A 22594-nucleotide genomic window follows, 5' to 3' on the forward strand; every position below is an offset into this window, starting at 1 on the left:
ATCCTGCGCGACGAGAAGATTCTCGAGCGCGTGCGCGAAGAAACGGCACCCTATTTGCAAAAGCGTCTGCGTGAGCTGGCGGACCACCCGCTGGTGGGCGAGGTGCGGGGCGTGGGCCTGCTCGGTGCGATCGAGCTGGTGAAGAACAAGCAGACCCGCGAGCGTTTCGAGGGTCAGGGCGTCGGCATGATCTGCCGCGGTCACTGTTTCGACAACGGCCTGATCATGCGCGCGGTCGGCGACACCATGATCATTTCGCCGCCGCTGGTGATCAGCAAAGCCGAAATCGACGAGCTGGTGGCCAAGGCGCGTAAGTGCCTGGATCTCACCGCCAGTGCAGTGCTGGGTTGAGTTAAGCGCTTGGCCTTGGTTCAGGCCAGAACTGCAAGTCCAGGTCCGGGGTGGTGGGGCATCGATTGCTCCACTGCTTGTTAGGCGTGCCTTCTATAGCGCCCTGGCGAGTACGACGTCAAAAACACCACGGCGTAGCTTTCCGTCCTGTTTCAAATCAATGGCCAAAGAGGGTTTGTGGCCGGCCCAGGGATCGTTCGCAATGAAGGGGTCGCCCTTGAAATAGAGCTGCGTCGTAACCGGAACGTGCAGCGATTCCATGAAGCGCATGTGGATATGGGCCGGTCGCGTCAGCCCCGCGTATTTCTCGAGCCCGGGGAGATTTGGCGGGATCGGGTAGCGGCCCGGCACAATGGTCTCAATCTCGTATTGCCCTTTTTCATTGGTGTACAGCATCCCCCGCAAGTGGAAGGTCGTAGTCTCGGTGAAATTGCCGGGCTTGTTGGTGTCGTATAAGCCAGCTTGGTTCGCTTGCCATACCTCGATCAGTGCCCCGGGGAGGGGGGTGTGGCAGTCTGAACTGAACACCGTGCCGGTCAGAACAAGCCTGTCGCCGGGCTCGTCGGGGTCTGCCAGGCGGGCGCGAAATGGCGCGCCGAACCGATAGTACGGACCGATGATCTCGGCCTCGGTGGGACGACAGTTTTGCTGCGCAGCAAAACCGGGCCCGGCCAGCAGCGCGCCCCCGGCTATCACCGCGCTCCTGTGCAGGAACGTCCGCCGTGAAATGGCCAAAGTCAGCTTTGAAATCGGATAGTTGTTCATGGTTGCCCCCTCTTCGGGTATTCGCACCCACTAAGAGACAAATGACCCGCCTAACGTCTGGTTGGGCACTCCCGCAGACCCGGCAATAGCCGCGTCCTTCAGCCTTCGTTCGCCCGAAACCGACACGGGCAATTGTTCAGCCTAGTACAAGCTTCAGTGGGAGCTCCTGGAGGCCGCCCAGTCGCAGTAGGTTGAGCGTAACTATCTCAAGGTGGGGCTGGCGCGTGTAGCAAGAACACTCCCTCTCTGCATGTTGCAGAGCACAGCTGAGGGTGGTTTGCGTATTTGTGTACCTGCGTTGAGTACTGACAGTATGATCGCCGTTCCTGCCCGGCTGGTGACTCGCCTGGCGTTGCCGAAGTGAGCCTTGAATTTGCCTTTCTTGCGTCGAAATTCTTTTCGTTTTCCTCAGTCCGTGCTGCTGGCATTTGCGCTGTTGCTGCCACTGGCCGGCTGTATGAATTCGGCCGTAGCACCGACCATCCAAGCTTTGCCTGAGCGGGTAGAGCTGAGCGGTGTACCCTTCTTTGCGCAGACCGCTTATGAGGGGGCTCCTGGGGCTCTGGCGATTCTGCTTTCGCAACAAGATGTCGTCACGACGCCTGGGCTGATCGCCAAAAAGTTGCAACTGCCAGGGAGTGAGGCTCGGCTGCAACAGAATATGCAGCGAGTGGTGAATGAACATGGCCTGCTGGTCTATCCCCTAGAGGCGGATCTTCCGGAACTATTGACCCAGGTCGCGGCAGGTTTTCCGGTATTGGTTCGCTTCAATAACGGTTTTGGCTGGGTATCGTTGCCGCGCTATGCGGTACTGATTGGCTATGACCGCGCGGAGCAGACACTGCTGTTGCGCTCGGGGATGAGTCGACGCTTGTCGATGGATTTCGATGACTTCGAGTCAGCCTGGAACGCTGTCGGGCATTGGGCCGTTCTGGTTCAGGCGCCGGCGCAACTGCCGGCTAACGTGGATCGACAACGCTGGTTGACTGGCGCGACAGAACTGGAGCAAGCCGGACAAAAGCTCGCGGCGAGTAACGCTTATCGAGCCGTCGAGCGCTCATCATCTAGCTCACAAACTAAAACGGCGCCTTAAAGGCGCCGTTGTTCTTTGCTACGGGCTCAGACCCCGAGTTTGTCACGCAGGGTGTAGTACCAAGCCCCCAGAGCGCTGAACGGCACCTGGAACAGACGGCCGCCAGGGAAGGGGTAGTGCGGCAGGCCGGCAAATGCGTCGAAACGCTCGGCTTGACCGCGCAGGGACTCTGCCAGCACCTTGCCGGCCAGGTGTGTGTAAGTCACGCCGTGGCCGCTGCAGCCTTGCGAGTAGTAGATGTTGTCGCCAAGGCGGCCGACCTGGGGCAGGCGCGAGAGGGTCAGCAGGAAGTTGCCGGTCCAGGCGTAGTCGATCTTGACGTTCTTCAGTTGCGGGAAAGTCTTGATCAGTTTCGGGCGGATGATCGCTTCGATATTCGCCGGGTCACGGGCGCCATAGACCACACCGCCGCCGAAGATCAGGCGCTTGTCACCGCTGAGGCGGTAGTAGTCGAGCAGGTAATTGCAGTCTTCGACGCAATAGTCTTGCGGCAGCAGGCTCTTGGCCACTTCGTCGCTCAGCGGTTCGGTGGTGAGCACCTGGGTGCCACACGGCATCGACTTGGCCGACAGTTCAGGGATCAGGTTACCGAGGTAGGCGTTACCCGCGACCACTACAAACTTGGCTCTTACCCGGCCTTGTGGGGTGTGTACCACTGGGTTGGCGCCGCGTTCGATACGAATGGCCGGCGATTGCTCATAAATGCGCCCACCCAGGGATTCGACAGCAGCGGCTTCGCCCAGCGCCAGGTTCAGCGGGTGGATGTGGCCGCCACTCATGTCCAGCATGCCGCCGATGTAATTCTCGGTCGCGACGACTTCACGGATGCGCTTGGCGTCCATCAACTCCAGCTGGGTGTGACCATAGCGCTCCCAGAGCTTTTTCTGCGCTTCGAGATGGCCCATCTGCTTGCTGGTGATTGCGGCGAATACGCCACCATCTTTCAGGTCGCACTGGATGTCGTACTTGGCGATGCGCTCACGAATGATGCGGCCGCCTTCGAACGCCATCTGCCCGAGCAGTTGCGCTTGCTTGGGGCCAACGGTGCGCTCGATCACGTCGATGTCGCGGCTGTAGCTGTTCACGATCTGCCCGCCGTTACGCCCGGAGGCACCAAAGCCGACTTTCGCCGCTTCCAATAGGGTGACTTTGAAACCGTTTTCCAGCAGGAACAGGGCGGTGGATAGCCCGGTATAACCGGCACCTACAACGCAGACGTCCGTCTCCACTTCGCCGGCCAGCTCCGGGCGAGCAGGAACCGGGTTGGCCGATGCGGCGTAATAGGACTGCGGATAAGGAGTGTGTGCCATCTTGCAACCTCTGTTTTATATTTTTTACGGATGTGACGATGCTACCCGAGTTGAAAATGCCCGGCTAGTACCCTGTGCAAAATATTAAACGCCGGGTTGAACGGTAAAAAATACGCTTATTCAGAGAGTTAGCGAAAAAAGTATTGACACTTTCGCGTGTCTCCGTAGAATGCGCGTCCATTGCAGGCACGTAGCTCAGTTGGTTAGAGCACCACCTTGACATGGTGGGGGTCGTTGGTTCGAGTCCAATCGTGCCTACCAAATTAAAAAAGGGTCGCTCAGGCGACCCTTTTTTATTGGGCGCTTGTCAGGGCTTCGGCTTTCTGAAAGCATCCCCGATTCTTCAAATTCCCAGTGACTGCGGTTCGGTTCAGGTTGGCCTTCGGGCTCCTGCCATTGTGAGGCGGGCATACCGCCGAATCGCGTACTGGCTCATCCCAACCCACGTGACCTTTGGTAGGGGTCACCACTAGGAGAGGAAGCGCCATGCCTGTTATTACTCTTCCCGACGGCAGCCAGCGTTCGTTCGATCACCCGGTCTCTGTGGCTGAGGTAGCTCTATCCATTGGCGCAGGCCTGGCCAAGGCCACCCTGGCGGGCAAGGTCAACGGAACCTTGGTTGACGCCTGCGACCTGATCGACGGCGATGCGACTCTGCAGATCATCACGGCGAAAGACGAGGAGGGGCTGGAGATCATCCGTCACTCCTGTGCACACCTGATCGGTCATGCGGTCAAGCAGCTCTATCCGACAGCCAAGATGGTGATCGGTCCGGTCATCGATGAAGGCTTCTATTACGACATCGCCTATGAACGCCCCTTCACTTTGGAGGATGTGGCGGCCATCGAGCAGCGTATGCAGCAGCTGATCGATACCGAATACGACGTCATCAAGAAGATGACTCCGCGCGATCAGGTGATTGCCGAGTTCAAGGCTCGCGGCGAAGAGTACAAGCTGCGCCTGGTCGAGGACATGCCCGAGACGCAGGAAATGGGCCTGTACTACCACGAAGAATACCTCGACATGTGCCGCGGCCCGCACGTGCCGAACACTCGCTTCCTCAAGGCCTTCAAGCTGACCAAGCTGTCGGGCGCCTACTGGCGTGGCGATGCCAAGAACGAGCAGCTACAGCGCATTTATGGCACCGCTTGGGCCGATAAAAAGCAGCTGGCCGCGTACGTTCAGCGCATCGAAGAGGCCGAGAAGCGCGATCACCGTAAAATCGGCAAGCGTCTGAATCTGTTCCACACCCAGGAGGAAGCGCCAGGCATGGTGTTCTGGCATCCGAATGGCTGGACCCTGTATCAGGTGCTTGAGCAGTATATGCGCCAAGTGCAGCGCGACAACGGCTACCTGGAGATCAAGACGCCCCAGGTGGTTGATCGCAGCCTGTGGGAGAAATCCGGGCACTGGGCCAACTACGCCGAGAACATGTTCACCACCGAGTCGGAAAATCGCGATTACGCGATCAAGCCGATGAACTGCCCGTGCCACGTGCAGGTGTTCAATCAGGGGCTGAAAAGCTACCGCGAGCTGCCGATGCGTCTGGCCGAGTTCGGTGCCTGCCACCGAAACGAGCCGTCCGGTGCCTTGCACGGCATCATGCGTGTACGTGCATTCACCCAGGACGACGCGCATATCTTCTGCACGGAAGAACAGATGCAGGCCGAGTCCGCGGCGTTCATCAAGCTGACCCTGGATGTCTATGCGGACTTCGGTTTCCAGGATATCCAGCTCAAGCTGTCGACTCGCCCGGAAAAGCGCGTGGGTTCCGATGAGTTGTGGGATCGTGCCGAGGCCGCTTTGGCTGCCGCGCTGGACAGCGCCGGTCTGCCTTATGACCTGCAGCCGGGCGAGGGTGCGTTTTACGGCCCTAAGATCGAGTTTTCGCTAAAAGATTGTCTCGGTCGGGTCTGGCAATGCGGTACCCTGCAGCTCGATTTCAACCTGCCAGTGCGTCTGGGGGCTGAATTCGTCAGCGAGGACAACAGCCGTAAGCACCCGGTGATGCTGCATCGCGCCATTCTGGGTTCTTTCGAGCGCTTTATTGGCATGCTGATCGAGCACTACGAGGGTGCATTCCCGGCTTGGCTGGCGCCAACTCAGGCTGTGATATTGAATATCACCGATAAACAGGCTGATTTTGCTCTCGAAGTTGAAAAAAAGCTCAATCAAAGCGGGTTCCGTGCCAAGTCTGACTTGAGAAACGAAAAAATCGGCTTTAAAATCCGCGAGCATACTTTGCTCAAGGTTCCCTATCTCTTGGTTATTGGAGATCGGGAAGTTGAAATGCAAACCGTCGCCGTGCGTACGCGAGAAGGTGCTGACCTGGGCTCTATGCCCGTCGCCCAATTCGCCGACTTCCTCGCTCAGGCGGTTTCCCGGCGTGGTCGCCATGATTCGGAGTAATTATTATTAAGCGTGAAATGAGACAAGATAAACGAGCTGCACCGAAAGCCCCGATCAACGAGAATATCTCGGCACGCGAGGTTCGGTTAATTGGCGCAGACGGCGAGCAAATTGGCATCGTCTCGATTGATGAAGCGCTTAGAGTCGCCGAAGAATCCAAGCTGGATTTGGTGGAAATTTCCGCTGATGCGGTTCCGCCGGTTTGCCGAGTGATGGACTACGGCAAGTCGATCTTCGAAAAGAAGAAACAAGTTGCTGCTGCGAAGAAAAACCAGAAGCAAGTGCAGGTTAAAGAAATCAAGTTTCGTCCAGGGACGGAGGAAGGGGATTACCAGGTAAAACTACGCAACCTGGTACGTTTCCTAAGTGATGGGGACAGGGCCAAGGTATCCTTGCGATTCCGCGGCCGTGAGATGGCGCATCAGGAGCTGGGCATGGAGTTGTTGAAGCGGGTTGAAGGTGACCTGCTCGAATACGGCTCCGTTGAACAGCATCCAAAGATGGAAGGACGCCAGCTGATCATGGTCATCGCCCCCAAAAAGAAGAAATAACCACCAGGGCACGGCAGGCCTTGCGGTTATGTTTATCAACTGAATGCGGAGTATCCGAACATGCCAAAAATGAAAACCAAAAGCGGTGCAGCGAAGCGTTTCTTGAAAACGGCTTCGGGTTTCAAGCACAAGCACGCTTTCAAGAGCCACATCCTGACCAAAATGTCCACCAAGCGTAAGCGTCAACTGCGCGGTAGCACCATGGTGCATCCGTCTGACGTGGCAAAGGTGGCGCGCATGCTGCGCGTTCGTTAATTTCGGTCAAGAACTAGAGGAAGTTACTCATGGCTCGTGTTAAGCGTGGCGTTGTTGCTCGCCGTCGTCATAAAAAAATTCTGAAACTCGCTAAAGGCTACTATGGCGCACGCTCACGCGTGTTCCGCGTTGCCAAGCAAGCGGTAATCAAGGCAGGCCAATATGCCTACCGTGACCGCCGTCAGAAAAAACGTCAGTTCCGTGCTTTGTGGATCGCCCGTATCAACGCAGGCGCTCGCATCAACGGCTTGTCCTACAGCCGTTTCATCGCTGGCTTGAAAAAGGCAGCGATCGAAATCGACCGTAAGGTTCTGGCTGATCTGGCAGTGAACGAAAAAGCGGCGTTTGCTGCGATTGTCGAGAAAGCGAAAGCCGTACTGGCTTAAGTCCCCGACAGTCACCGGGCTCGCCCGGTGCTAAACGTCACCAATAGGGGAAGAGCCTTCGTGCTCTTCCCCTATTTCGTATCTGGAGTCTGTAAATGGAAAACCTGGATGCGCTGGTCTCTCAAGCTCTAGAGGCCGTGCAACACACTGAAGACGTCAATGCCCTGGAGCAGATCCGGGTTCATTATCTTGGCAAGAAAGGCGAGCTGACCCAGGTGATGAAGACCCTGGGCAACATGTCGGCTGAAGATCGCCCGAAAGTCGGCGCTCTGATCAACGCGGCCAAGGAGCGTGTTCAGGACTCGCTCAATGCTCGCAAGGAATTGCTTGAGCAGGCAGCGCTGAGTGCCAAGCTCGCCGCTGAGTTCATCGACGTCACCCTACCAGGTCGTGGTCAGACTTCTGGCGGCCTGCATCCGGTCACCCGGACGCTGGAGCGCATCGAACAGTTCTTCACCCATATTGGCTACGGCATTGCCGAGGGCCCCGAGGTGGAAGACGATCATCATAACTTTGAGGCGCTCAACATCCCTGGCCACCACCCGGCGCGGGCGATGCATGACACCTTCTATTTCAATGCGAACATGTTGCTGCGCACCCATACCTCACCGGTACAGGTTCGCACCATGGAAACGCAACAGCCGCCGATCCGCATCGTCTGCCCGGGCCGTGTCTATCGTTGCGACTCGGATATCACCCATTCGCCGATGTTCCATCAGGTCGAAGGCCTGCTGGTAGATGAAGGCATCAGCTTTGCTGACCTGAAAGGCACCATCGAAGAGTTCCTCCGGGTGTTCTTCGAGAAAGACCTGGGCGTGCGTTTCCGCCCGTCTTTCTTCCCCTTCACCGAGCCATCGGCTGAAGTCGATATGCAGTGCGTGATGTGCAGCGGCAAGGGCTGCCGGGTATGCAAGCAGACTGGCTGGCTGGAAGTCATGGGCTGCGGCATGGTCCACCCCAATGTGCTGCGCATGTCTGGCATCGATCCCGAGAAATACCAGGGCTTTGCCTTCGGTATGGGGGTCGAGCGGCTGGCCATGTTGCGTTACGGCGTTAACGACTTGCGCCTGTTCTTCGACAACGATCTGCGATTCCTCGCGCAATTTCGCTAGGTCGCATGCCCGTAACCGTTTTCTAGGAGAAGAGCAGGATGAAATTCAGTGAACAGTGGCTGCGCAGCTGGGTAAGCCCGAAGGTTTCCCGCGATGAGCTGGTAGCTCGTTTGTCCATGGCCGGCCTTGAGGTTGACAGCGTGACGCTGGCCGCCGGCGCATTCAGTGGCGTGGTAGTGGGCGAGGTGCTGAGCACCGAGCAGCACCCGGATGCCGACAAGCTGCGCGTTTGCCAGGTCAGTAATGGTGCCGAGACTTTTCAGGTGGTCTGCGGCGCGCCGAATGTGCGCCCAGGTCTGAAGATTCCCTTCGCCATGATCGACGCCGAGCTAGCGGGCGACTTCAAAATCAAGAAAGCCAAGCTGCGCGGCGTCGAGTCCAGCGGCATGCTCTGCTCGGCTTCCGAGTTGCAAATCAGCGCTGACAATGACGGCTTGATGGAGCTGCCGGCGGATGCGCCGGTTGGCCAGGACATCCGTGCCTATCTCGACCTGGACGACGCCAGCATCGAAGTCGACCTGACTCCGAACCGCGGCGATTGTCTGTCGCTGGCTGGCCTGGCGCGCGAAGTCAGTGCGCTGTACGCCGCAGAGGTTACGCGCCCGGTCGTTGCCGTTGTGCCGGCGGTACATGACGAAGTTCGCCCGGTAGAAGTGCTGGCGGCAAAAGCTTGCCCGCGCTATCTCGGTCGCGTGGTACGCAATGTCGACCTGTCCAAGCCTACGCCGCTATGGATGGTCGAGCGTCTGCGGCGTGCCGATGTGCGCAGTATCGATGCAGCGGTGGACATCACCAACTACGTGATGCTCGAGCTCGGCCAGCCGATGCATGCCTTTGACCTCAACGAGATCAACGGCGGCATCCGTGTGCGCATGGCGGAAGAGGGCGAGAAGCTGGTTCTGCTGGACGGCCAGGAAGTCAGCCTGCGTGCCGATACTCTGGTCATCGCCGACCATCAGCGCGCCTTGGCTATTGCTGGTGTGATGGGTGGTGAACACAGCGGTGTCGCTGCCGGCACCCGTGACCTTTTCCTTGAAAGTGCTTTCTTCGACACCATCGCGGTGGCAGGCAAGGCGCGTTCCTATGGTCTGCATACCGATTCCTCGCACCGCTTTGAGCGCGGTGTTGATTGGCAGTTGGCGCGTGAAGCCATGGAGCGTGCGACTGGCCTGTTGCTAGAGATCGTCGGTGGCGAGCCCGGGCCGATCACCGAAGTGGTCAGCGAGGAGCATCTGCCAAACATTGCGCCTATCACTCTGCGTGCCGAGCGCATCGATCAGATGCTTGGCCTTGAGATCGCGGCCGATGAAGTTGAGCGCCTGCTCAGCGCCCTGGGTCTGCAGATTTCATTGGAGCAAGCGGGGCAGTGGCGTGTGGAGGTGCCAAGCCATCGTTTCGATATCAGCCTGGAAGTCGATCTGATCGAAGAGCTGGGTCGCTTGTACGGCTATAACCGTTTGCCGGTTCGCTATCCGCAAGCCCGCCTGGCGCCGCAGCCTAAAGCCGAGGCCCGTGCCGAGCTGCCAGCACTGCGCCGCTTGCTCGTGGCCCGTGGCTATCAGGAAGCGATCACCTACAGCTTCATCGATCCCAAACTGTTCGAACTGTTCAGTCCTGGTGTTGAGCCGTTGATGCTGGCCAACCCTATCTCGACAGATATGGCTGCCATGCGCGCGTCGCTGTGGCCGGGATTGGTCAAGGCGGTGCAGTACAACCTGAACCGCCAGCAGTCGCGGATTCGTTTGTTCGAAAGTGGCCTGCGCTTTGTCGGCCAGCTCGAGGGTTTGAAGCAGGAGGCCATGTTGGCCGGCGTGATCTGCGGTGCTCGCCTGACCGAAGGCTGGGCCCACGGTCGTGAAGTCGTCGACTTCTATGACGTGAAGGCCGACGTAGAGGCGCTTCTTGGCTTCGCCGGCGCCGAAAATGCCTTCAGTTTCGTGGCGGGGGAGCACCCGGCACTGCATCCAGGCCAAACTGCCCGGATTGAGCGCGATGGTCGCCTCGTTGGCTTTGTCGGCGCCATCCACCCGGAGCTGGGCAAGGCCCTGGATCTGGATCAACCGGTCTTCTTGTTCGAGCTGGTTCTGGCTGAAGTGGTTCAAGGACTGCTGCCCAAGTTCCACGAGCTTTCGCGCTTCCCCGAGGTGCGTCGCGATCTGGCGCTGTTGGTGGATCGGGATGTCGCTGCCGATGCCGTTCTCGGAACTATTCGCGAGGCCGCCGGCGAGCACCTGACAGGCCTCAAGCTATTTGATGTGTATCACGGTAAAGGCATTGATCCGCATAGAAAAAGCTTGGCGGTCGGCTTGACCTGGCAACATCCATCGCGCACTCTTAATGACGATGAGGTGAGTACTACAACGCAGAATATCCTCAGCTCGCTGGAAGAAAGGTTCAACGCCACGTTAAGGAAGTAGCGTATGGGGGCTCTGACGAAAGCTGAAATGGCCGAACGTCTGTATGAAGAGCTAGGCCTGAATAAACGGGAAGCCAAGGAATTGGTGGAGCTGTTCTTTGAAGAGATCCGGCAGGCGCTGGAGCTTAACGAGCAGGTCAAACTGTCGGGTTTCGGCAATTTTGACCTGCGCGACAAACGTCAGCGTCCCGGCAGGAATCCAAAGACAGGAGAGGAGATCCCGATCACGGCTCGACGCGTGGTTACCTTTCGCCCAGGGCAGAAATTAAAAGCCAGAGTTGAGGCTTATGCTGGAACCAAGTCATAACGACGAGTTGCCGCCCATACCAGGCAAGCGCTACTTCACGATTGGTGAGGTGAGCGAGCTCTGTGCGGTCAAACCGCACGTGCTGCGTTATTGGGAACAGGAGTTCACTCAGCTCAATCCGGTCAAGCGCCGCGGCAATAGACGGTACTATCAGCGCCAGGATGTGTTGATGATCCGGCAAATCCGCGCGCTGCTGTATGACCAAGGCTTCACTATCGGCGGGGCGCGCCAGCGCCTCTCGGGCGACGAAGCCAAAGATGATACCACCCAGTACAAGCAGCTCATTCGGCAGATGATTGCAGAGCTGGAAGATGTTTTGCTTGTCCTGCGTAAATAATCTCTCGCTTTCAAAAAACTTCCACTTTTCAAAAGCTTAATGTATAGTTCTATCCGCTTTCGGCAGTACGCGGAAGTGGATTAACGCCTAGTCGGGGCGTAGCGCAGTCCGGTAGCGCACTAGCATGGGGTGCTAGGGGTCGAGTGTTCGAATCACTCCGTCCCGACCATATAACTCTAGAAAATCCAGTCACTTAGCGGTGGTTGGATTTTTTTATGGGCGGGTGATTCGTGCATCGATGCAATTTTGCCCCACTTTTTGCCCCACCTAAAAGTTCTCTGCTGAAACATTGAAAATACCTAGGGCGTGTCAGGTGCACCTGCCAAGCCAGTTCAACCGTACCTGATGCTGATGAAGATGCATGATGCGGCGGCGATGTTGGGGCAGTGCAGTGCTCAACGCATGCCGCTGGCGGCGCGCAAGTGCCTGACCTAAGACCGGGCGCGAAATGGCTCGGCACGCTGAGGTTGGCCGGAGACTGGAGTAGCCATCTAATTCTGCGATCCGCACAGCCCCATTGGCAGCGCGGCAGCAACGAGAGCATCAGCGGCCTGATCCGCCAGTATGCGTCCAAGGGCGAAAATCTGCCGGTCCGCAGCTAGGAATAGTTGGTTGCCTTAAAGCTAGTGCGTCGAGGGACCTCGTTGGATGTCGCTCCTGGGGCCCGGCGGCCATTCTGCTGGAGCTGTGCATCACCCCCAATTTGTCGATACCTCACCGTTTGATGTCACGTCGGTTAATAGCTCGCATTTCTTCCCCTTTCTTTTGCCAGTCTGGTCGGTTGTCGACAGGCTGCGCCGATGTGCGCTTGTCTTGCGCGCCAGCATCGATGGCGGTTCTCACGCTAGCTGCTAGCTCCTGGAGTGTTGGTGCGGTGCTGCTCGCATCTTGAATGGTCGTCATAGCACTGATTTGCTCCGGGCTGGTTTTGCTGCTTGCTTTGAACGAGCTTTCGTCCAGCGATTTTGCTGGTGTTACTGGCGACTCGCTGTGCTCCTTCTTATGCGTGGTCAGTTCTTCGAGCGGCGTGTCGGCAGATGGGGCGTCGATATCGATTTGAACTGAAACGTGCTCATTGAAGTTTGTTAGTGGTGTAGCAAGCACTGAAGTGGAGTCGCTGTCTGCCTGATTTGCCGTCAAAGCATTTTTGAGTTTTTGTTCGGCTGAGGAGTTCTCCTCTGGGGTAACTGTCATGCCATTTTCTGGCGATTGACTAATTTCTCCACCTGCCTCATGCGGTTTCTCTCGCAGAGACTGTGCCTGTGTCCCTGAGGTGGCGTTGTGTTCCTGCTCCACGATCTGAGATGTATTAACTGTGGCCTTGGTGCTGGGCAAAGGGGCGGGCTTCGTCTGGCTGCGACGTATGAAAACTTTCTTGGCAGGAGTTTTTTTCTTTGGCATGTTTGCAGGAAGTGGCGGAAGTTGGTCGCGGACTTCTTTTTTTCTCGCCCTAGAAAGTCTATTAACTTTTTTTTGCTGCTCGGTATCTAGGGGGATAGTGATATCTACTTCGGCCTGGCTGAGTCTGAGTTTGTATTCGTGAAGTTCATCAAGAGCTTGGTCTAGCTGATGCTCAAAGATTGCCGCCCGCTTCTTGAAGACTCCTTCATCCTTCCTCTCGGCCTTGGATCTGTTCTCACGGGCAAGGCTGTCCGAAATTATCATTTCCAGGGTGTGAGTTTTTGTCTCGCCATAGTCAGCGGATAGCCTGCTCAGCTGTCTTCCTGCTTCCTCCGATAGATTAAAGTTGTGCGGCTTTTTGCCGGTTTGCTTATCCCTGGATTTCTGTTTCCTCCAAGCAGCTTGCATAGTTTCAAGCAGCTCTTTGAGCTTTTTGTCCGTGCTCCCCTTGAGCGTATGAATTTGGTGGAGTTGCTCATAAAGCTCCTTCGCAGGTGGGCTGTCAGGAACCCTGGCGCACCTGTGTTGTAGGTACGTCATGGCCCATGCGCTTACATCGGTTCGCGTTACCCAGGCGCGTTTATCTTTCGCCTTGATCATGCCGCCCCCTCGATTGTGGGTGATCACTTTTTAACCATTATAGCGGATGGAGCACTACCTGTGACGTAGTCACGGCTAAAATAAAATACAGGGTGTATTTATTGCGATATTATTACGACTTGATGATGACCTGCGGTGGAGAAATCATGCTCGTTCGTGCGTTGAGTTTCCCGCTTCCGAATGTCGGACCTGTGGCGAAATACTTCCTCGTCCGATTCGTTCAGGGCTTCGGGATCACGGACCCAGTTAGCTTGGGCGTGAAGGAGCTGGCGAAAAGGTTCGGATTGTCGGATCGACAGATTTCCGCGTCGTTGGAAGCTTTGCTTGGCGGAGGAGTACTAGCGTTGTCATCCACGCCTGGTGGAAGGGGGCGTCCGAAAAGATCGTACCGACTCCACGAGGTTTCCGTTGATAACTTCAACAAACCTCCCCAAATGCCACGTAAATCCTATGAGCCGCCGCCTTTTAATGAAATTCATAAGGAGGCAATTGGTAGGCTTCTTCGGCACGAGAATACGATAGCTGCCCAGCTGAACACGAAGTCCGAATCGAGGGGCGATGTTGCTAGCTTGTCGGCTCAAATGCGGGCTAGACGTCAGCCCGGTCGATTGTCCATCGTGAATCGATTATTGCTGGGTGTACTGCTTTGCTACGCAGACCATTTTGGCGTGGTCCGCGATCTTGGCTCTTCGGCGCTGCGAAAGGCGACCGGCCTCAATCAGGAGCGGTTAAAGAACCGGATAGATGAACTGATTGAACAGGGCCTGATAAGAGTCTATGTGCCGGGTGCTACCAGCTCAGTTTTTGCGAAAAAAGAGCACAGCACCTATTTCCTCAATTTGCACCACCCCGAGTTGTTCGAATGTGGGAGCGAAACGCTAGTCCTGATCAGTGAAACAGAGCACTCATCCAAAGATAATGAGCTGCAGTATGGTGATCAGGTCTCGCAGGGCGCCAGGGATGTCAGGCGTTTTCCTTCGGATTTTGACGGGATGGCTGTTGGCGGGTTTTTTCGCTATTTCATGGGGCAACAGGAATGCGTCTTTCGTTTGTTAGAGTTGAAGCTTGAGACCTATGCCGCAGATTTCCTTTCCTGGAACTGGATTGCGCTGGCTACCGGTGTTGAGATTGAAGACCCCAATCTCCGCAAGCGTATTCGCAACGAATTTGTAATTCCTGAGAGCCTCCGTGAAGCCTTAAGCACGGGCCCTGAAATCGCTCGATTACCGAGTCTTGTTGAGTCCATGCTCTATGGCCTTTCCATTGCGCTGGCTAAGCGGATTCAGAAAATGATCAGCGATGTGCCAGGTATTCCATTCGCGTCGATGGACTTCGTAGTTATTCCGCAAGCTAAGAATGTTGGCTATCGACGTTTTGTACTGCTTGCTCGTCTGAGATCCCCTGGCTCACAGCGTGGATGCCTCGTCTTGTGCATTGGCAATAACGGTGAGTCAGCTATCCAGGCTTTCACTACAGAGGCGGAGATTCCGGTAGCGGATCAATATCGTTTTGGCTTACGTGCGAAGCCACGCGCATAGCTCCAGGCCGATACAGGCCCCTCCGTACGTATTTTCTTACAAACTTCCCCAATCCTCTGAACGAATACGAGGAACCCGTTCATGAGGATCATCCGCCTGAAAGAAGTCATTGATTCAACCGGTCTGGCCCGGTCGACCATCTACAAGTACATGGCCGAGGGCACCTTCCCGAAGCCAGTTTCGCTGGGGGATCGATGCCGTGGCTGGTTGCTTAGCGAGGTCGAGGATTGGATCTTGGCCAGGGTCGAAGAGCGCGACTCGGCCGAAGAGAGGCGCAGTACGACTCCGGCCACTGGCTTGATTAGACCTGACGATTAGCCATGATGCGCCATGGTCGGCAGCGAGCCGACCATGGCGTTTATGCCGGCTGGGCGTAGCCGAAGCGGAACTCAGCTAACTCCCCCAGGCGACCTGGTAGATCTCTCGGCAGGCTTGGCAATGTTGCTCCCCATTGCTAGGCCTGTCGGAGCTCCAGGAAATCAGGTGCCTAGTTGGGCCAGTGCATGCGCTCGATAGTTTTTTGCCGGAGTGAGGGCGGAGACAAAAACACCGGCGTGGATGGAACATTCGGGACTACTTCCCCGAGCCAGTCGGGGAAGGCTTTCTCGGTGTGGGTAATATGCTTTTACTAGCACTTACCACCCGTAGGGTTGGGGTCGCTTCATCACGACAGCTACTGACCGATGGAGTCAGTAGAGGGTATCAGGCAGGTAAGACAGTACGAGGTAACGTTTAAAAAATACTCAATGGGCACAGGTTATGAACCTAAACCCAGGAGTAGTAACCATGCTTCGTCATCCCGAGAACCGTAACCTCCACCTGCACTACGACGATACCTTTGAAGGCCTACCAGTGATGGCCGAGAAAGGCCCCTTCGTCCGTGAGTACCTGTCTCGTTCGAAACGAACCATAGGCCTGACACTTGATCAGTATCCCAGGGTACTGGCCTTCAGAGCGGATCTGCGTCTTCCGCAGAATATCGATCTACCTGACCATGCCTATACGAACCAAGTCATCAGCAGGTTCATCGAGTCCTTCAAGGCGAAGATCGAGCACAACCGTGACCGGGCGCGTGAGCGAAACAAGTATGCCCATGACTGCAAGGTTCGTTACGTCTGGGCTAGAGAAGTGGGTTGGGGGCGGCGACCCCATTACCACCTACTGATCCTGCTTAACCGAGATGCCTACTACACGATCGGGCGTTTAGCTTCTAAGAGGGCCAACCATATCCGGCGTATAGAGGAGGCTTGGGCCACTGCGCTTGGGCTGACATACCGGCAAGTCAGAGGGCTGGTGCAGATCCCGGAGAATGCTGAATATCTAGTCAACCGTTATGTCCGTCGTGGTGACGTAGATGAGCTACCAGCGCTATTCCGTCGTGTCAGCTACCTGTGCAAGGCTGCTACGAAGTCGTATGGGGATCGCCAGCGTGGCTTTGATACCAGCAGAGGGTAGTGATCTTCATTCTGGCTAAGAAGCTCGTGCTTGGGGTGGAGCAGGCCAATCAGACTTCTGGCCGTAAGGCGAGCGTAGGCGCAGTTTTTATCGACATGTTTGGCTTTGCTGAACAGCGCATGCGCTTGTGAATCGTCGAAGCGATATCCGCAGGAACGCTGACAGATCGTACCTCGCTGCCGTCGGCTGTGCAGTAGAGACAGAACCTGGCGTCAGGCGGGCTCAATAGATGGCAGGCGGTACATTCCACCGCCTTCCCATCCCAGGCCCGCATTGCTTTCAACATAGTCGCCGCAATGAGGTCCGCCCGGCCTTGGACGGTAGCGTCCTGCTCAGTAGCTGGATATTGCTCTGCCATGTCAATTTGCATAGCGCGGTGTGTCTTCAGGGCCAAATCACGCTCGGCCTTCTCTTCCGCGAGGGCAAGCTGCCGAGCTTGTTCTTCGGCTTCACGCTCGGCCTGCTCTTGTAACCAAGTAGCGTTCAGCTCAGTCGCGTGCAATTGGAGCTTCTGCTCTGCGCTTGCCAGTAGCCTTTCGCCACGGATGCATCTGATCCAGAAGCGGGTCGACGGATCCTGCAGCACGGCATGCGCGAAACTGTCTGGGTCATTGATCTGCTCCAGTGTCAGGCGATGCAGGTCAATCTCCATGCTGGAATGTTCGAGAGCTTGAAGCTGACGGTAACGCTCATGCTCCATCCTGGAGGACATCTTGATGCGTACGATCAACTGTCGGCCAGATTGATGCAGGACTGCGTGGCCTCTTAATCCGTCGAGGTCAACGAATCGTTCCACGGAGTCTGCCGTGGCGGTTGCTGGCTTCAGTTCGACTTTATCTTCCAACAGCCGGCCGCTTACCGTGGATACTCTGGCCGTGCCGAGAAAGGCTGGGAGCAGGAGTTGTCTGTGCTGCACGATGAGCGCGACTGCAGCTCGTCTCACCCCTTCGCGGAATCCATCGGTGCAGTCATTCGACTGGGCATGGCGGAAATGAGGAATGACTTTTTCCCCGTTATTGGCCGCATTCAGCGGCTGCCTGCATCCTGGGCAGACGCAGCCGCAACGCAGTCCGTTCCCGACTTCATGCGCCCGGAATAGGGTGCCGTCTCGCTCTCCAAAGGGGATTTTTTTCTCGCGCATCGTCCATGCTCAAAGCGTCCACTGCCTGTGCGGATCATAGCCGGCGAACCCCCATTTGAACCAAACATCTGTTGCCCGCTGAGGGCGATCTGCCGACTCCAATTCCGTATGATCGCAACCCGGTTGACCGACCAGGAGGCCTCCGCCATGCTCATGTCTCTCTCGCCGAATGACTTTCTGTTGCTCGCAGTGCTGGTGCTGGTGGGGCTGGCCAGACTGGCCTACGGCGGGACGGATGAATAGGCACGAGGTAGGAGTCGTCTTGTGGCCCTAGCTCAGTGATACAGCCAGGGCTGCAGTTGATCCAGGTTCGCCACCACGATCTGCTGCGCCGTAGCCTTGGCATGCACCTTGGTCGGGTCGATCTGGTAGCGCTGCAGCACATACTGCACTAGGGCGCCTCGGGTCTGGATCCGCAGTTGTCCTTCCTGCATGCCGTAGTCGCTTTCGATGATTACCTTCTGTTCAGGCTTGAGGCGCGAGTCCGGCTCGATGACTACCTGTACCGGTGTATTCCAACCTGCATCCTGGTCCCGACCCTGCTCGGTGAAGTAATCCATCAGTTCAGGCACGCCACGGAAACGGCTCAGCACAAAGTCACGAAAGTCGCGGTTCTTCTCGCAGTAAGCACGCACATGCCAGCGCATGCCGGTGTAAACGAGTGTGTGCGGAGCGATCAGGCGGCTTTCGCCTTCCGGAGTGGTGAAGGACACATACTCGCATTCCAGGCGTAGCCCCTCTCGGCAGGCTTTGAGCAGCGGACGGAGCACTTCCGGCCTTACCGAGCGATCCGGCACAGCCAGAACTTCTGTGTGCGCATAGGCCAGCGCCAGGCCCTCAATGTGCGGTGCACGGTCGTGATTCTGGTTGAGCAGGTGCAGGTAGGCGCTGGCGCTGTCGTCGATGAACAGCGGTTTGAACTGCTTGCTCGGCACGTACCCCTTCACATGCTTGTCATATTCCAGGTTCTTCGGTGCGTGCTCGTTGATGTAGGTGTTGATGTCCTTCGACGCCTGCTGGCGGCTAATCCCAAAGCTCTGCATCAGGTGATTGGTAGTTAAACGCCCCTCCCACCAGGCTACCGTCTCGATCAGTCGGTAGCGCAGCGCCAAATCCCAGCGGACAGATTCGATCGATTGCGTGCGTTTCATTTCTTCTCCACCTGATTGAAAAGTTTACCTGTACGAGTAAACACCATGGATACGTCTACTTAGGCTACATATCCTGAATCCCGCACACAAGCCGGATTGATCCCGGCCAGACGCGGAATTCATTCTCAAGGAGTAGAAACATGGCATTGATCGATTGTGGCGAATGTGGCCGTATGGCAAGTGATCAGGCAGCGGCTTGTCCGCACTGTGGGGTGCCAATAGTGCAAATCTTTGCTAGTCCCCTGCCGGCTTCTAGAGCTCCCGCAGTCGCGCAGCGTTCGGTGGGTTTCTGGCTGGGGCTAGGCATCTTTCTGGTGCCGATGATTTTTGCCTGGTTCCTACTTAGGCTGGGACACAGCGCAACCAGCCGCATCATTGGCTTTGGCTGGTTGGTATTTGCGCTCTTTGCTGCCCTCGGGCATGAAGGTGAGGATGCTGTGTCCGGAGGTTCGACCTCATCCACCTCAGCGCGGAGTCAATCTGCAAAGGTTGCTCAACAGGTAGAGCCGCTGCATGAATACACAGCACAGCAAATGGCTGCTGAATATGAGCGCAACACCGTTGCTGCCGATCAGCACTTCAAGGGTAGGCGCTTCAAGGTCACCGGTGTGGTCGACTCGATCAATACCGATCTGTTCGGCAAGCCTTATGTCACGCTGCGTGGCGGGGTAAACCAGTTCATGGAACCGCAGTTCAAGCTCAGCGATGCTCATGCCAACTATGCCGCCGGACTCCAGCAGGGCATGCGCATCACCCTGATCTGTAAGGGGCGTGGAGACGTAGCTAAAACGCCGATGTCGGACGAGTGCATACCCGATAACTGACCATGCTGGCAAAAAAGCACTGTGCATGCCTTTACCCATGCACAGCCAGTGGATAAGGTGACAAACACCGCAACATGGCAGGCCGTGGTATCCCAGGGATGGCCGAGTTTCAGCGCTTATAGCCTTCAACGCTGTCGTTTCAGTTCTTTGTATCCCGCACCGTTGCCTACATGAATTTGAATTGTTGGCAGCCTTTCGGCTGCGCTGAGGATTTGCACATGAGTGGCATGACCCAGTTACCCCCAGGTTCAGGTGGCTATTGCCTCTGGTTATCCAGCGCCCGCTGCGCATTTAATGCCCTGACAAGGATTGCTTCATGCAACTGACCCAAGCCCCAGCTCCCGGTGCCCGCGCGCTGATCCGCGATGAAGAGTGGATCATCCAGAACGCCGACCAATGCAATCTCGGTGGCTGGCAGCTCTCCTGCATCGGTGTTTCGGAAACCGTGCGCAACCGCCATGCGCTGTTCCTCACTGAGCTTGATGGCGTCACCCTGATTGACCCGGCGAAAACCGAGCTGGTCTACGACGAGTCGCCCACATTTATTGCTTCGCGGCTGTTTATCGAAGCGCGTCTGCGTCAGTCAGCACTGCAAAACGAATCGGTTGTGATTGGCCAGCACGGGGTGATGGATGCGCTGCCATTCCAATTACAGCCCGCCCATCAGGTGTTGCAGCAACTGCGCCCGCGCCTGCTGATTGCCGACACCGTAGGCTTGGGTAAAACCCTTGAGGCCGGCATCCTCACCGCCGAGTTGATGCGCAGGGGGAAAGCCCGGCGCATCCTCGTGGTCACCACCAAAAGCATGATGCGCCAGTTCCAGCAGGAGTTCTGGAACCGCTTTACTATCCCGTTGACCCGCCTGGACTCAGCCGGTATTCAGCGCATCCGTCGTGATATCCCGGCCAACCATAACCCCTTCAACTACTACGACCGCACCATCATCTCGGTCGATACCTTGAAGCGCGACAGTGAGTACCGCCATTACCTGGAAAGTGCTTGGTGGGACCTGATCATTATCGACGAAGCCCACAACGTCTCCTACAAGGGCAACCGCACCCAGAGTAATCGCCTGGCCGAGTTGCTCTCGCAACGCTCGGATGCGCTGATCCTGCTTACGGCCACACCGCACAACGGCAAGAAGGACAGCTTCGCTAGCCTTGTGCACATGCTCGACCCAACAGTGCTGCCAGTAGGGGCCGACTACACCCGTGAGGATGTTGATCACCTCTTTGTTCGCCGCTTTAAGAAAGACGTACGCGAACAGATGAAGCAGGAATTCCCCGAGCGCGAAGTGTTCCGTCTGGCCTGCGCCGCAAGCCCTGCGGAAAACCTCGCCTTCTATGCCCTGGCCGAGCTCAAACTCAATAGTGACGGAGCCGGTGCCCGCGACGGTGCCATGCTGTTCCGCACCGTGCTGGAAAAAGCGCTGTTCTCATCCCCCGCAGCCTGTTTGCAAACGCTGAAAGAGCGCATCCGCAAGCTGGAAGCGAAAGACGCACACCATCCTGATCTTGAAGGCCTGCGTGACCTCCAAGGTCTGGTACAAGCCATCAGTGCCGACAAGTTCAGCAAACTGCAGCACCTCATCAGCCAGCTTAAACAAGGCCAGCACTGGCGGTGGGATGGCAAAGACCCAAGTGACCGCCTGGTGATCTTCACCGAGCGGGTGGAAACGCTGAAGTTTCTCCAGCAAGAGCTGCCCAAGGCCCTTGGTTTAAAAACCGATGCCGTAGCCATCCTGCACGGCCAATTGCCAGATCAGGACATCCAGCAGACGGTCGAAGATTTCGGCAAAACCCATTCGCCCCTGCGCCTGCTGATCGCCTCGGATGTGGCCTCTGAAGGTCTAAACCTGCACTACCAGGCCCATCGCCTGATCCACTTCGATATTTCCTGGTCGTTAATGGTGTTCCAGCAGCGCAACGGTCGCGTGGATCGCTACGGTCAGCTGCATGCGCCGAAAATCGGCTACCTGCTAACCGAACCACGCCACGAGCGTATTCGCGGTGACTTGCGCTACCTGGAAATTCTCATCGATAAAGACGAGCAGGCCGCCAAGAACATCGGCGATCCATCGGCCTTTATGGGGCTGTATGACGAGGAGCTGGAAACCGTCGAAGTGGCCAAGGCCATTGAAGGCAATAGTACGGTTGATGAGTTCGCTGCGCTCCTGGCCGGTGATGATATCGACCCCTTCGAAGCCCTGTGGGGCGCGAGCGTATCCAGCAACGATGGCCCTGCGCCCGCCAGCACAGCAGCGCTTGCGGCCCCCACTGCTGAACTCACCAGCCTGTTTAGTGACAGCTATATCTACCTGCGCGATGCCTTGCGCTGGCTGGCGCAACAGTCGCCGCGCGAACATGCTGAAATCAAAACGGATGACGCGCGTCGCACACTGAGCTTCCAACCCAGTCGCGACCTTGCCCAAGTGCTCAAGCGTGAGCTGGCCAGCGAAATGTGGCCGACCGATAACACCTTTGCTCTGAGCGCCGACAAAACTGTGGTGGAAGAGGCGATTAAACAGGCGCGCGATACCAACGCCTGGCCCCAGCTGCATTACCTCTGGGCGCTCAACCCCATTGCCCAATGGCTCGACTACAAACTCATGGCCCTGTTCCGTCGCCAGCGTGCACCGCTGCTACGCGTTGCCCAGGGGCTGGCCGCAGGCGAAGCCATCGTGCTGGTGCTGGCCCAGGTGCCCAACCGTCGTGGCCAGGCCGTACTGGCCGAGTGGCTCGGTGTACAGCTCAATGCTACCGGGCAGGTACAAGGCGTGCTCAGTCTGGCGGAAACACTGCAGCGCACAGGGCTCACCAGCACCGCAAAAGCCCAGGCCAACGATGGCCAGGTACCCGACAGCCGTACCCTGCAAAGTGCGCTACCCGCGGTTATCCAGGCGGCTGAGAAACACATCAAGCCGATCAAGCAGGCCTTCGATGCCAACTGCCGCCAGCGCCTGGAGCGTGAGTTGGCCAAGTTGCAAACCCTGCAACTCAAACACAACGAACAGCTGGAAATCGATTTCGCCAAAGGGATCGAACAGGTCGTCGCAGCCAAACGTAAGCAGAAAGAAAGCGCCACCGCAGACCTGTTCAGCAACTACCAACAATGGATACGCGACACCCTGCAACTGGATGACCGCGCTCAGTTCACCGTTGTTGCCGCGCTGATGGCTTAAGGAAGGAATAC

The 22594-nt window shown here is 56.9% G+C and carries 20 protein-coding genes, 2 tRNA genes and 1 pseudogene; 18 read left to right on the plus strand and 5 right to left on the minus strand.

Annotated elements, in window-relative coordinates:
- Positions 1 to 351: aminotransferase class III-fold pyridoxal phosphate-dependent enzyme (locus FFS13_RS13370; protein ID WP_137819586.1), on the plus strand; the 351-nt coding region annotated here is incomplete at its 5' end.
- Between the two features lie 93 nt (positions 352 to 444).
- Here FFS13_RS13370 and FFS13_RS13375 read toward each other — a convergent pair.
- Positions 445 to 1116, minus strand: coding sequence for a twin-arginine translocation pathway signal protein (locus FFS13_RS13375; RefSeq protein WP_137819587.1), 672 nt, complete (start codon positions 1114 to 1116; stop codon positions 445 to 447).
- Between the two features lie 367 nt (positions 1117 to 1483).
- Here FFS13_RS13375 and FFS13_RS13380 point away from each other — a divergent pair, with 367 nt between their 5' ends.
- Positions 1484 to 2209 carry a PA2778 family cysteine peptidase gene (locus FFS13_RS13380; RefSeq protein WP_371922958.1) on the plus strand — a complete coding sequence of 242 codons (726 nt, stop codon included), beginning with the start codon at positions 1484 to 1486 and terminating at the stop codon, positions 2207 to 2209.
- A gap of 26 nt (positions 2210 to 2235) precedes the next feature.
- On the opposite strand, the gene FFS13_RS13385 is transcribed toward FFS13_RS13380, so the two are convergent.
- Positions 2236 to 3519 carry an FAD-binding oxidoreductase gene (locus FFS13_RS13385; RefSeq protein ID WP_137819588.1) on the minus strand — a complete coding sequence of 428 codons (1284 nt, stop codon included), beginning with the start codon at positions 3517 to 3519 and terminating at the stop codon, positions 2236 to 2238.
- Positions 3520 to 3703: 184 nt separating this feature from the next.
- On the opposite strand from FFS13_RS13385, the gene FFS13_RS13390 reads away from it, so the two are divergent.
- From FFS13_RS13390 to FFS13_RS20125, 11 genes and pseudogenes are all read left to right on the plus strand, one after another.
- Positions 3704 to 3780 (plus strand) — tRNA-Val (locus tag FFS13_RS13390).
- Positions 3781 to 4005: 225 nt separating this feature from the next.
- The gene (thrS, locus tag FFS13_RS13400) at positions 4006 to 5928 is read left to right on the plus strand and encodes a threonine--tRNA ligase (protein WP_137819589.1); all 1923 of its coding nucleotides are present in this window, start codon (positions 4006 to 4008) and stop codon (positions 5926 to 5928) included.
- Complete coding sequence (gene infC / locus FFS13_RS13405) at positions 5928 to 6479, plus strand: translation initiation factor IF-3 (RefSeq protein WP_171006491.1); 552 nt, start codon at positions 5928 to 5930, stop codon at positions 6477 to 6479. The genes thrS and infC overlap by 1 nt, the downstream gene beginning before the upstream one ends.
- A 60-nt stretch (positions 6480 to 6539) precedes the next feature.
- Complete coding sequence (gene rpmI / locus FFS13_RS13410) at positions 6540 to 6734, plus strand: 50S ribosomal protein L35 (protein WP_010489097.1); 195 nt, start codon at positions 6540 to 6542, stop codon at positions 6732 to 6734.
- A 29-nt stretch (positions 6735 to 6763) separates the two neighbouring features.
- On the plus strand, positions 6764 to 7120 hold the full coding sequence (gene rplT, locus FFS13_RS13415; protein ID WP_108096687.1) for a 50S ribosomal protein L20: 357 nt from the start codon (positions 6764 to 6766) through the stop codon (positions 7118 to 7120).
- A 95-nt stretch (positions 7121 to 7215) separates the two neighbouring features.
- Positions 7216 to 8232, plus strand: a complete 1017-nt coding sequence (gene pheS / locus FFS13_RS13420; RefSeq protein ID WP_137819591.1) for a phenylalanine--tRNA ligase subunit alpha — start codon at positions 7216 to 7218, stop codon at positions 8230 to 8232.
- A 38-nt stretch (positions 8233 to 8270) separates the two neighbouring features.
- The gene (gene pheT, locus FFS13_RS13425) at positions 8271 to 10649 is read left to right on the plus strand and encodes a phenylalanine--tRNA ligase subunit beta (protein ID WP_137819592.1); all 2379 of its coding nucleotides are present in this window, start codon (positions 8271 to 8273) and stop codon (positions 10647 to 10649) included.
- Between the two features lie 3 nt (positions 10650 to 10652).
- Positions 10653 to 10955 carry an integration host factor subunit alpha gene (ihfA, locus tag FFS13_RS13430; RefSeq protein ID WP_003243414.1) on the plus strand — a complete coding sequence of 101 codons (303 nt, stop codon included), beginning with the start codon at positions 10653 to 10655 and terminating at the stop codon, positions 10953 to 10955.
- A complete protein-coding gene (locus FFS13_RS13435) occupies positions 10936 to 11292 on the plus strand; it encodes a MerR family transcriptional regulator (RefSeq protein ID WP_119955028.1) in 357 nt (118 codons plus the stop codon). The genes ihfA and FFS13_RS13435 overlap by 20 nt, the downstream gene beginning before the upstream one ends.
- A 92-nt stretch (positions 11293 to 11384) precedes the next feature.
- Positions 11385 to 11461: transfer RNA gene (locus FFS13_RS13440), tRNA-Pro, on the plus strand.
- Positions 11462 to 11631: 170 nt separating this feature from the next.
- Positions 11632 to 11891 (plus strand): annotated as a pseudogene (locus tag FFS13_RS20125) (IS30 family transposase); the annotation flags it as partial.
- A 115-nt stretch (positions 11892 to 12006) separates the two neighbouring features.
- Here FFS13_RS20125 and FFS13_RS13450 read toward each other — a convergent pair.
- Positions 12007 to 13293: a hypothetical protein gene (locus FFS13_RS13450; protein WP_137819593.1), complete on the minus strand. Its 1287-nt coding sequence runs from the start codon at positions 13291 to 13293 to the stop codon at positions 12007 to 12009.
- Between the two features lie 146 nt (positions 13294 to 13439).
- Between FFS13_RS13450 and FFS13_RS13455 the strand changes: the two genes are divergently transcribed.
- The 3 genes from FFS13_RS13455 (at position 13440) to FFS13_RS13465 (ending at position 16286) form a co-directional block, all read left to right on the plus strand.
- Complete coding sequence (locus FFS13_RS13455; RefSeq protein WP_137819594.1) at positions 13440 to 14831, plus strand: hypothetical protein; 1392 nt, start codon at positions 13440 to 13442, stop codon at positions 14829 to 14831.
- Between the two features lie 81 nt (positions 14832 to 14912).
- Complete coding sequence (locus FFS13_RS13460) at positions 14913 to 15149, plus strand: AlpA family transcriptional regulator (RefSeq protein WP_137819595.1); 237 nt, start codon at positions 14913 to 14915, stop codon at positions 15147 to 15149.
- A 468-nt stretch (positions 15150 to 15617) separates the two neighbouring features.
- Entirely contained in the window at positions 15618 to 16286 is a 669-nt protein-coding gene (locus FFS13_RS13465) for an inovirus Gp2 family protein (RefSeq protein ID WP_137819596.1), read from the plus strand.
- 49 nt (positions 16287 to 16335) lie between these two features.
- Here the strand turns inward: FFS13_RS13465 and FFS13_RS13470 are convergent, their stop codons facing one another.
- Complete coding sequence (locus FFS13_RS13470) at positions 16336 to 17427, minus strand: hypothetical protein (protein ID WP_137819597.1); 1092 nt, start codon at positions 17425 to 17427, stop codon at positions 16336 to 16338.
- A 275-nt stretch (positions 17428 to 17702) separates the two neighbouring features.
- Positions 17703 to 18578 (minus strand): YafY family protein, encoded by an 876-nt coding sequence (locus FFS13_RS13475; protein WP_137819598.1) that lies wholly within the window; start codon positions 18576 to 18578, stop codon positions 17703 to 17705.
- A gap of 140 nt (positions 18579 to 18718) precedes the next feature.
- On the opposite strand from FFS13_RS13475, the gene FFS13_RS20265 reads away from it, so the two are divergent.
- Positions 18719 to 19402 (plus strand): hypothetical protein, encoded by a 684-nt coding sequence (locus FFS13_RS20265; protein WP_137819599.1) that lies wholly within the window; start codon positions 18719 to 18721, stop codon positions 19400 to 19402.
- 316 nt (positions 19403 to 19718) lie between these two features.
- Positions 19719 to 22583 carry a DEAD/DEAH box helicase gene (locus FFS13_RS13485; RefSeq protein WP_137819600.1) on the plus strand — a complete coding sequence of 955 codons (2865 nt, stop codon included), beginning with the start codon at positions 19719 to 19721 and terminating at the stop codon, positions 22581 to 22583.
- The last annotated feature ends 11 nt before the right edge of the window (positions 22584 to 22594 follow it).

It is taken from the genome of Pseudomonas sp. 2FG (assembly GCF_005502935.1).
In the GTDB taxonomy this organism is placed as follows: Bacteria; Pseudomonadota; Gammaproteobacteria; order Pseudomonadales; family Pseudomonadaceae; genus Aquipseudomonas.

Excerpts from the sequence above, each read along its gene's own strand:
- FFS13_RS13375 (WP_137819587.1), bottom strand. The coding sequence starts at position 1,116 with ATGAACAACTATCCGATTTCAAAGCTGACTTTGGCCATTTCACGGCGG.
- FFS13_RS13385 (WP_137819588.1), bottom strand. The coding sequence starts at position 3,519 with ATGGCACACACTCCTTATCCGCAGTCCTATTACGCCGCATCGGCCAAC.
- thrS (WP_137819589.1), top strand. The coding sequence starts at position 4,006 with ATGCCTGTTATTACTCTTCCCGACGGCAGCCAGCGTTCGTTCGATCAC.
- rpmI (WP_010489097.1), top strand. The coding sequence starts at position 6,540 with ATGCCAAAAATGAAAACCAAAAGCGGTGCAGCGAAGCGTTTCTTGAAA.
- rplT (WP_108096687.1), top strand. The coding sequence starts at position 6,764 with ATGGCTCGTGTTAAGCGTGGCGTTGTTGCTCGCCGTCGTCATAAAAAA.
- pheS (WP_137819591.1), top strand. The coding sequence starts at position 7,216 with ATGGAAAACCTGGATGCGCTGGTCTCTCAAGCTCTAGAGGCCGTGCAA.
- pheT (WP_137819592.1), top strand. The coding sequence starts at position 8,271 with ATGAAATTCAGTGAACAGTGGCTGCGCAGCTGGGTAAGCCCGAAGGTT.
- ihfA (WP_003243414.1), top strand. The coding sequence starts at position 10,653 with ATGGGGGCTCTGACGAAAGCTGAAATGGCCGAACGTCTGTATGAAGAG.
- FFS13_RS13435 (WP_119955028.1), top strand. The coding sequence starts at position 10,936 with ATGCTGGAACCAAGTCATAACGACGAGTTGCCGCCCATACCAGGCAAG.
- FFS13_RS13450 (WP_137819593.1), bottom strand. The coding sequence starts at position 13,293 with ATGATCAAGGCGAAAGATAAACGCGCCTGGGTAACGCGAACCGATGTA.
- FFS13_RS13455 (WP_137819594.1), top strand. The coding sequence starts at position 13,440 with ATGCTCGTTCGTGCGTTGAGTTTCCCGCTTCCGAATGTCGGACCTGTG.
- FFS13_RS13460 (WP_137819595.1), top strand. The coding sequence starts at position 14,913 with ATGAGGATCATCCGCCTGAAAGAAGTCATTGATTCAACCGGTCTGGCC.
- FFS13_RS13465 (WP_137819596.1), top strand. The coding sequence starts at position 15,618 with ATGCTTCGTCATCCCGAGAACCGTAACCTCCACCTGCACTACGACGAT.
- FFS13_RS13470 (WP_137819597.1), bottom strand. The coding sequence starts at position 17,427 with ATGCGCGAGAAAAAAATCCCCTTTGGAGAGCGAGACGGCACCCTATTC.
- FFS13_RS13475 (WP_137819598.1), bottom strand. The coding sequence starts at position 18,578 with ATGAAACGCACGCAATCGATCGAATCTGTCCGCTGGGATTTGGCGCTG.
- FFS13_RS20265 (WP_137819599.1), top strand. The coding sequence starts at position 18,719 with ATGGCATTGATCGATTGTGGCGAATGTGGCCGTATGGCAAGTGATCAG.
- FFS13_RS13485 (WP_137819600.1), top strand. The coding sequence starts at position 19,719 with ATGCAACTGACCCAAGCCCCAGCTCCCGGTGCCCGCGCGCTGATCCGC.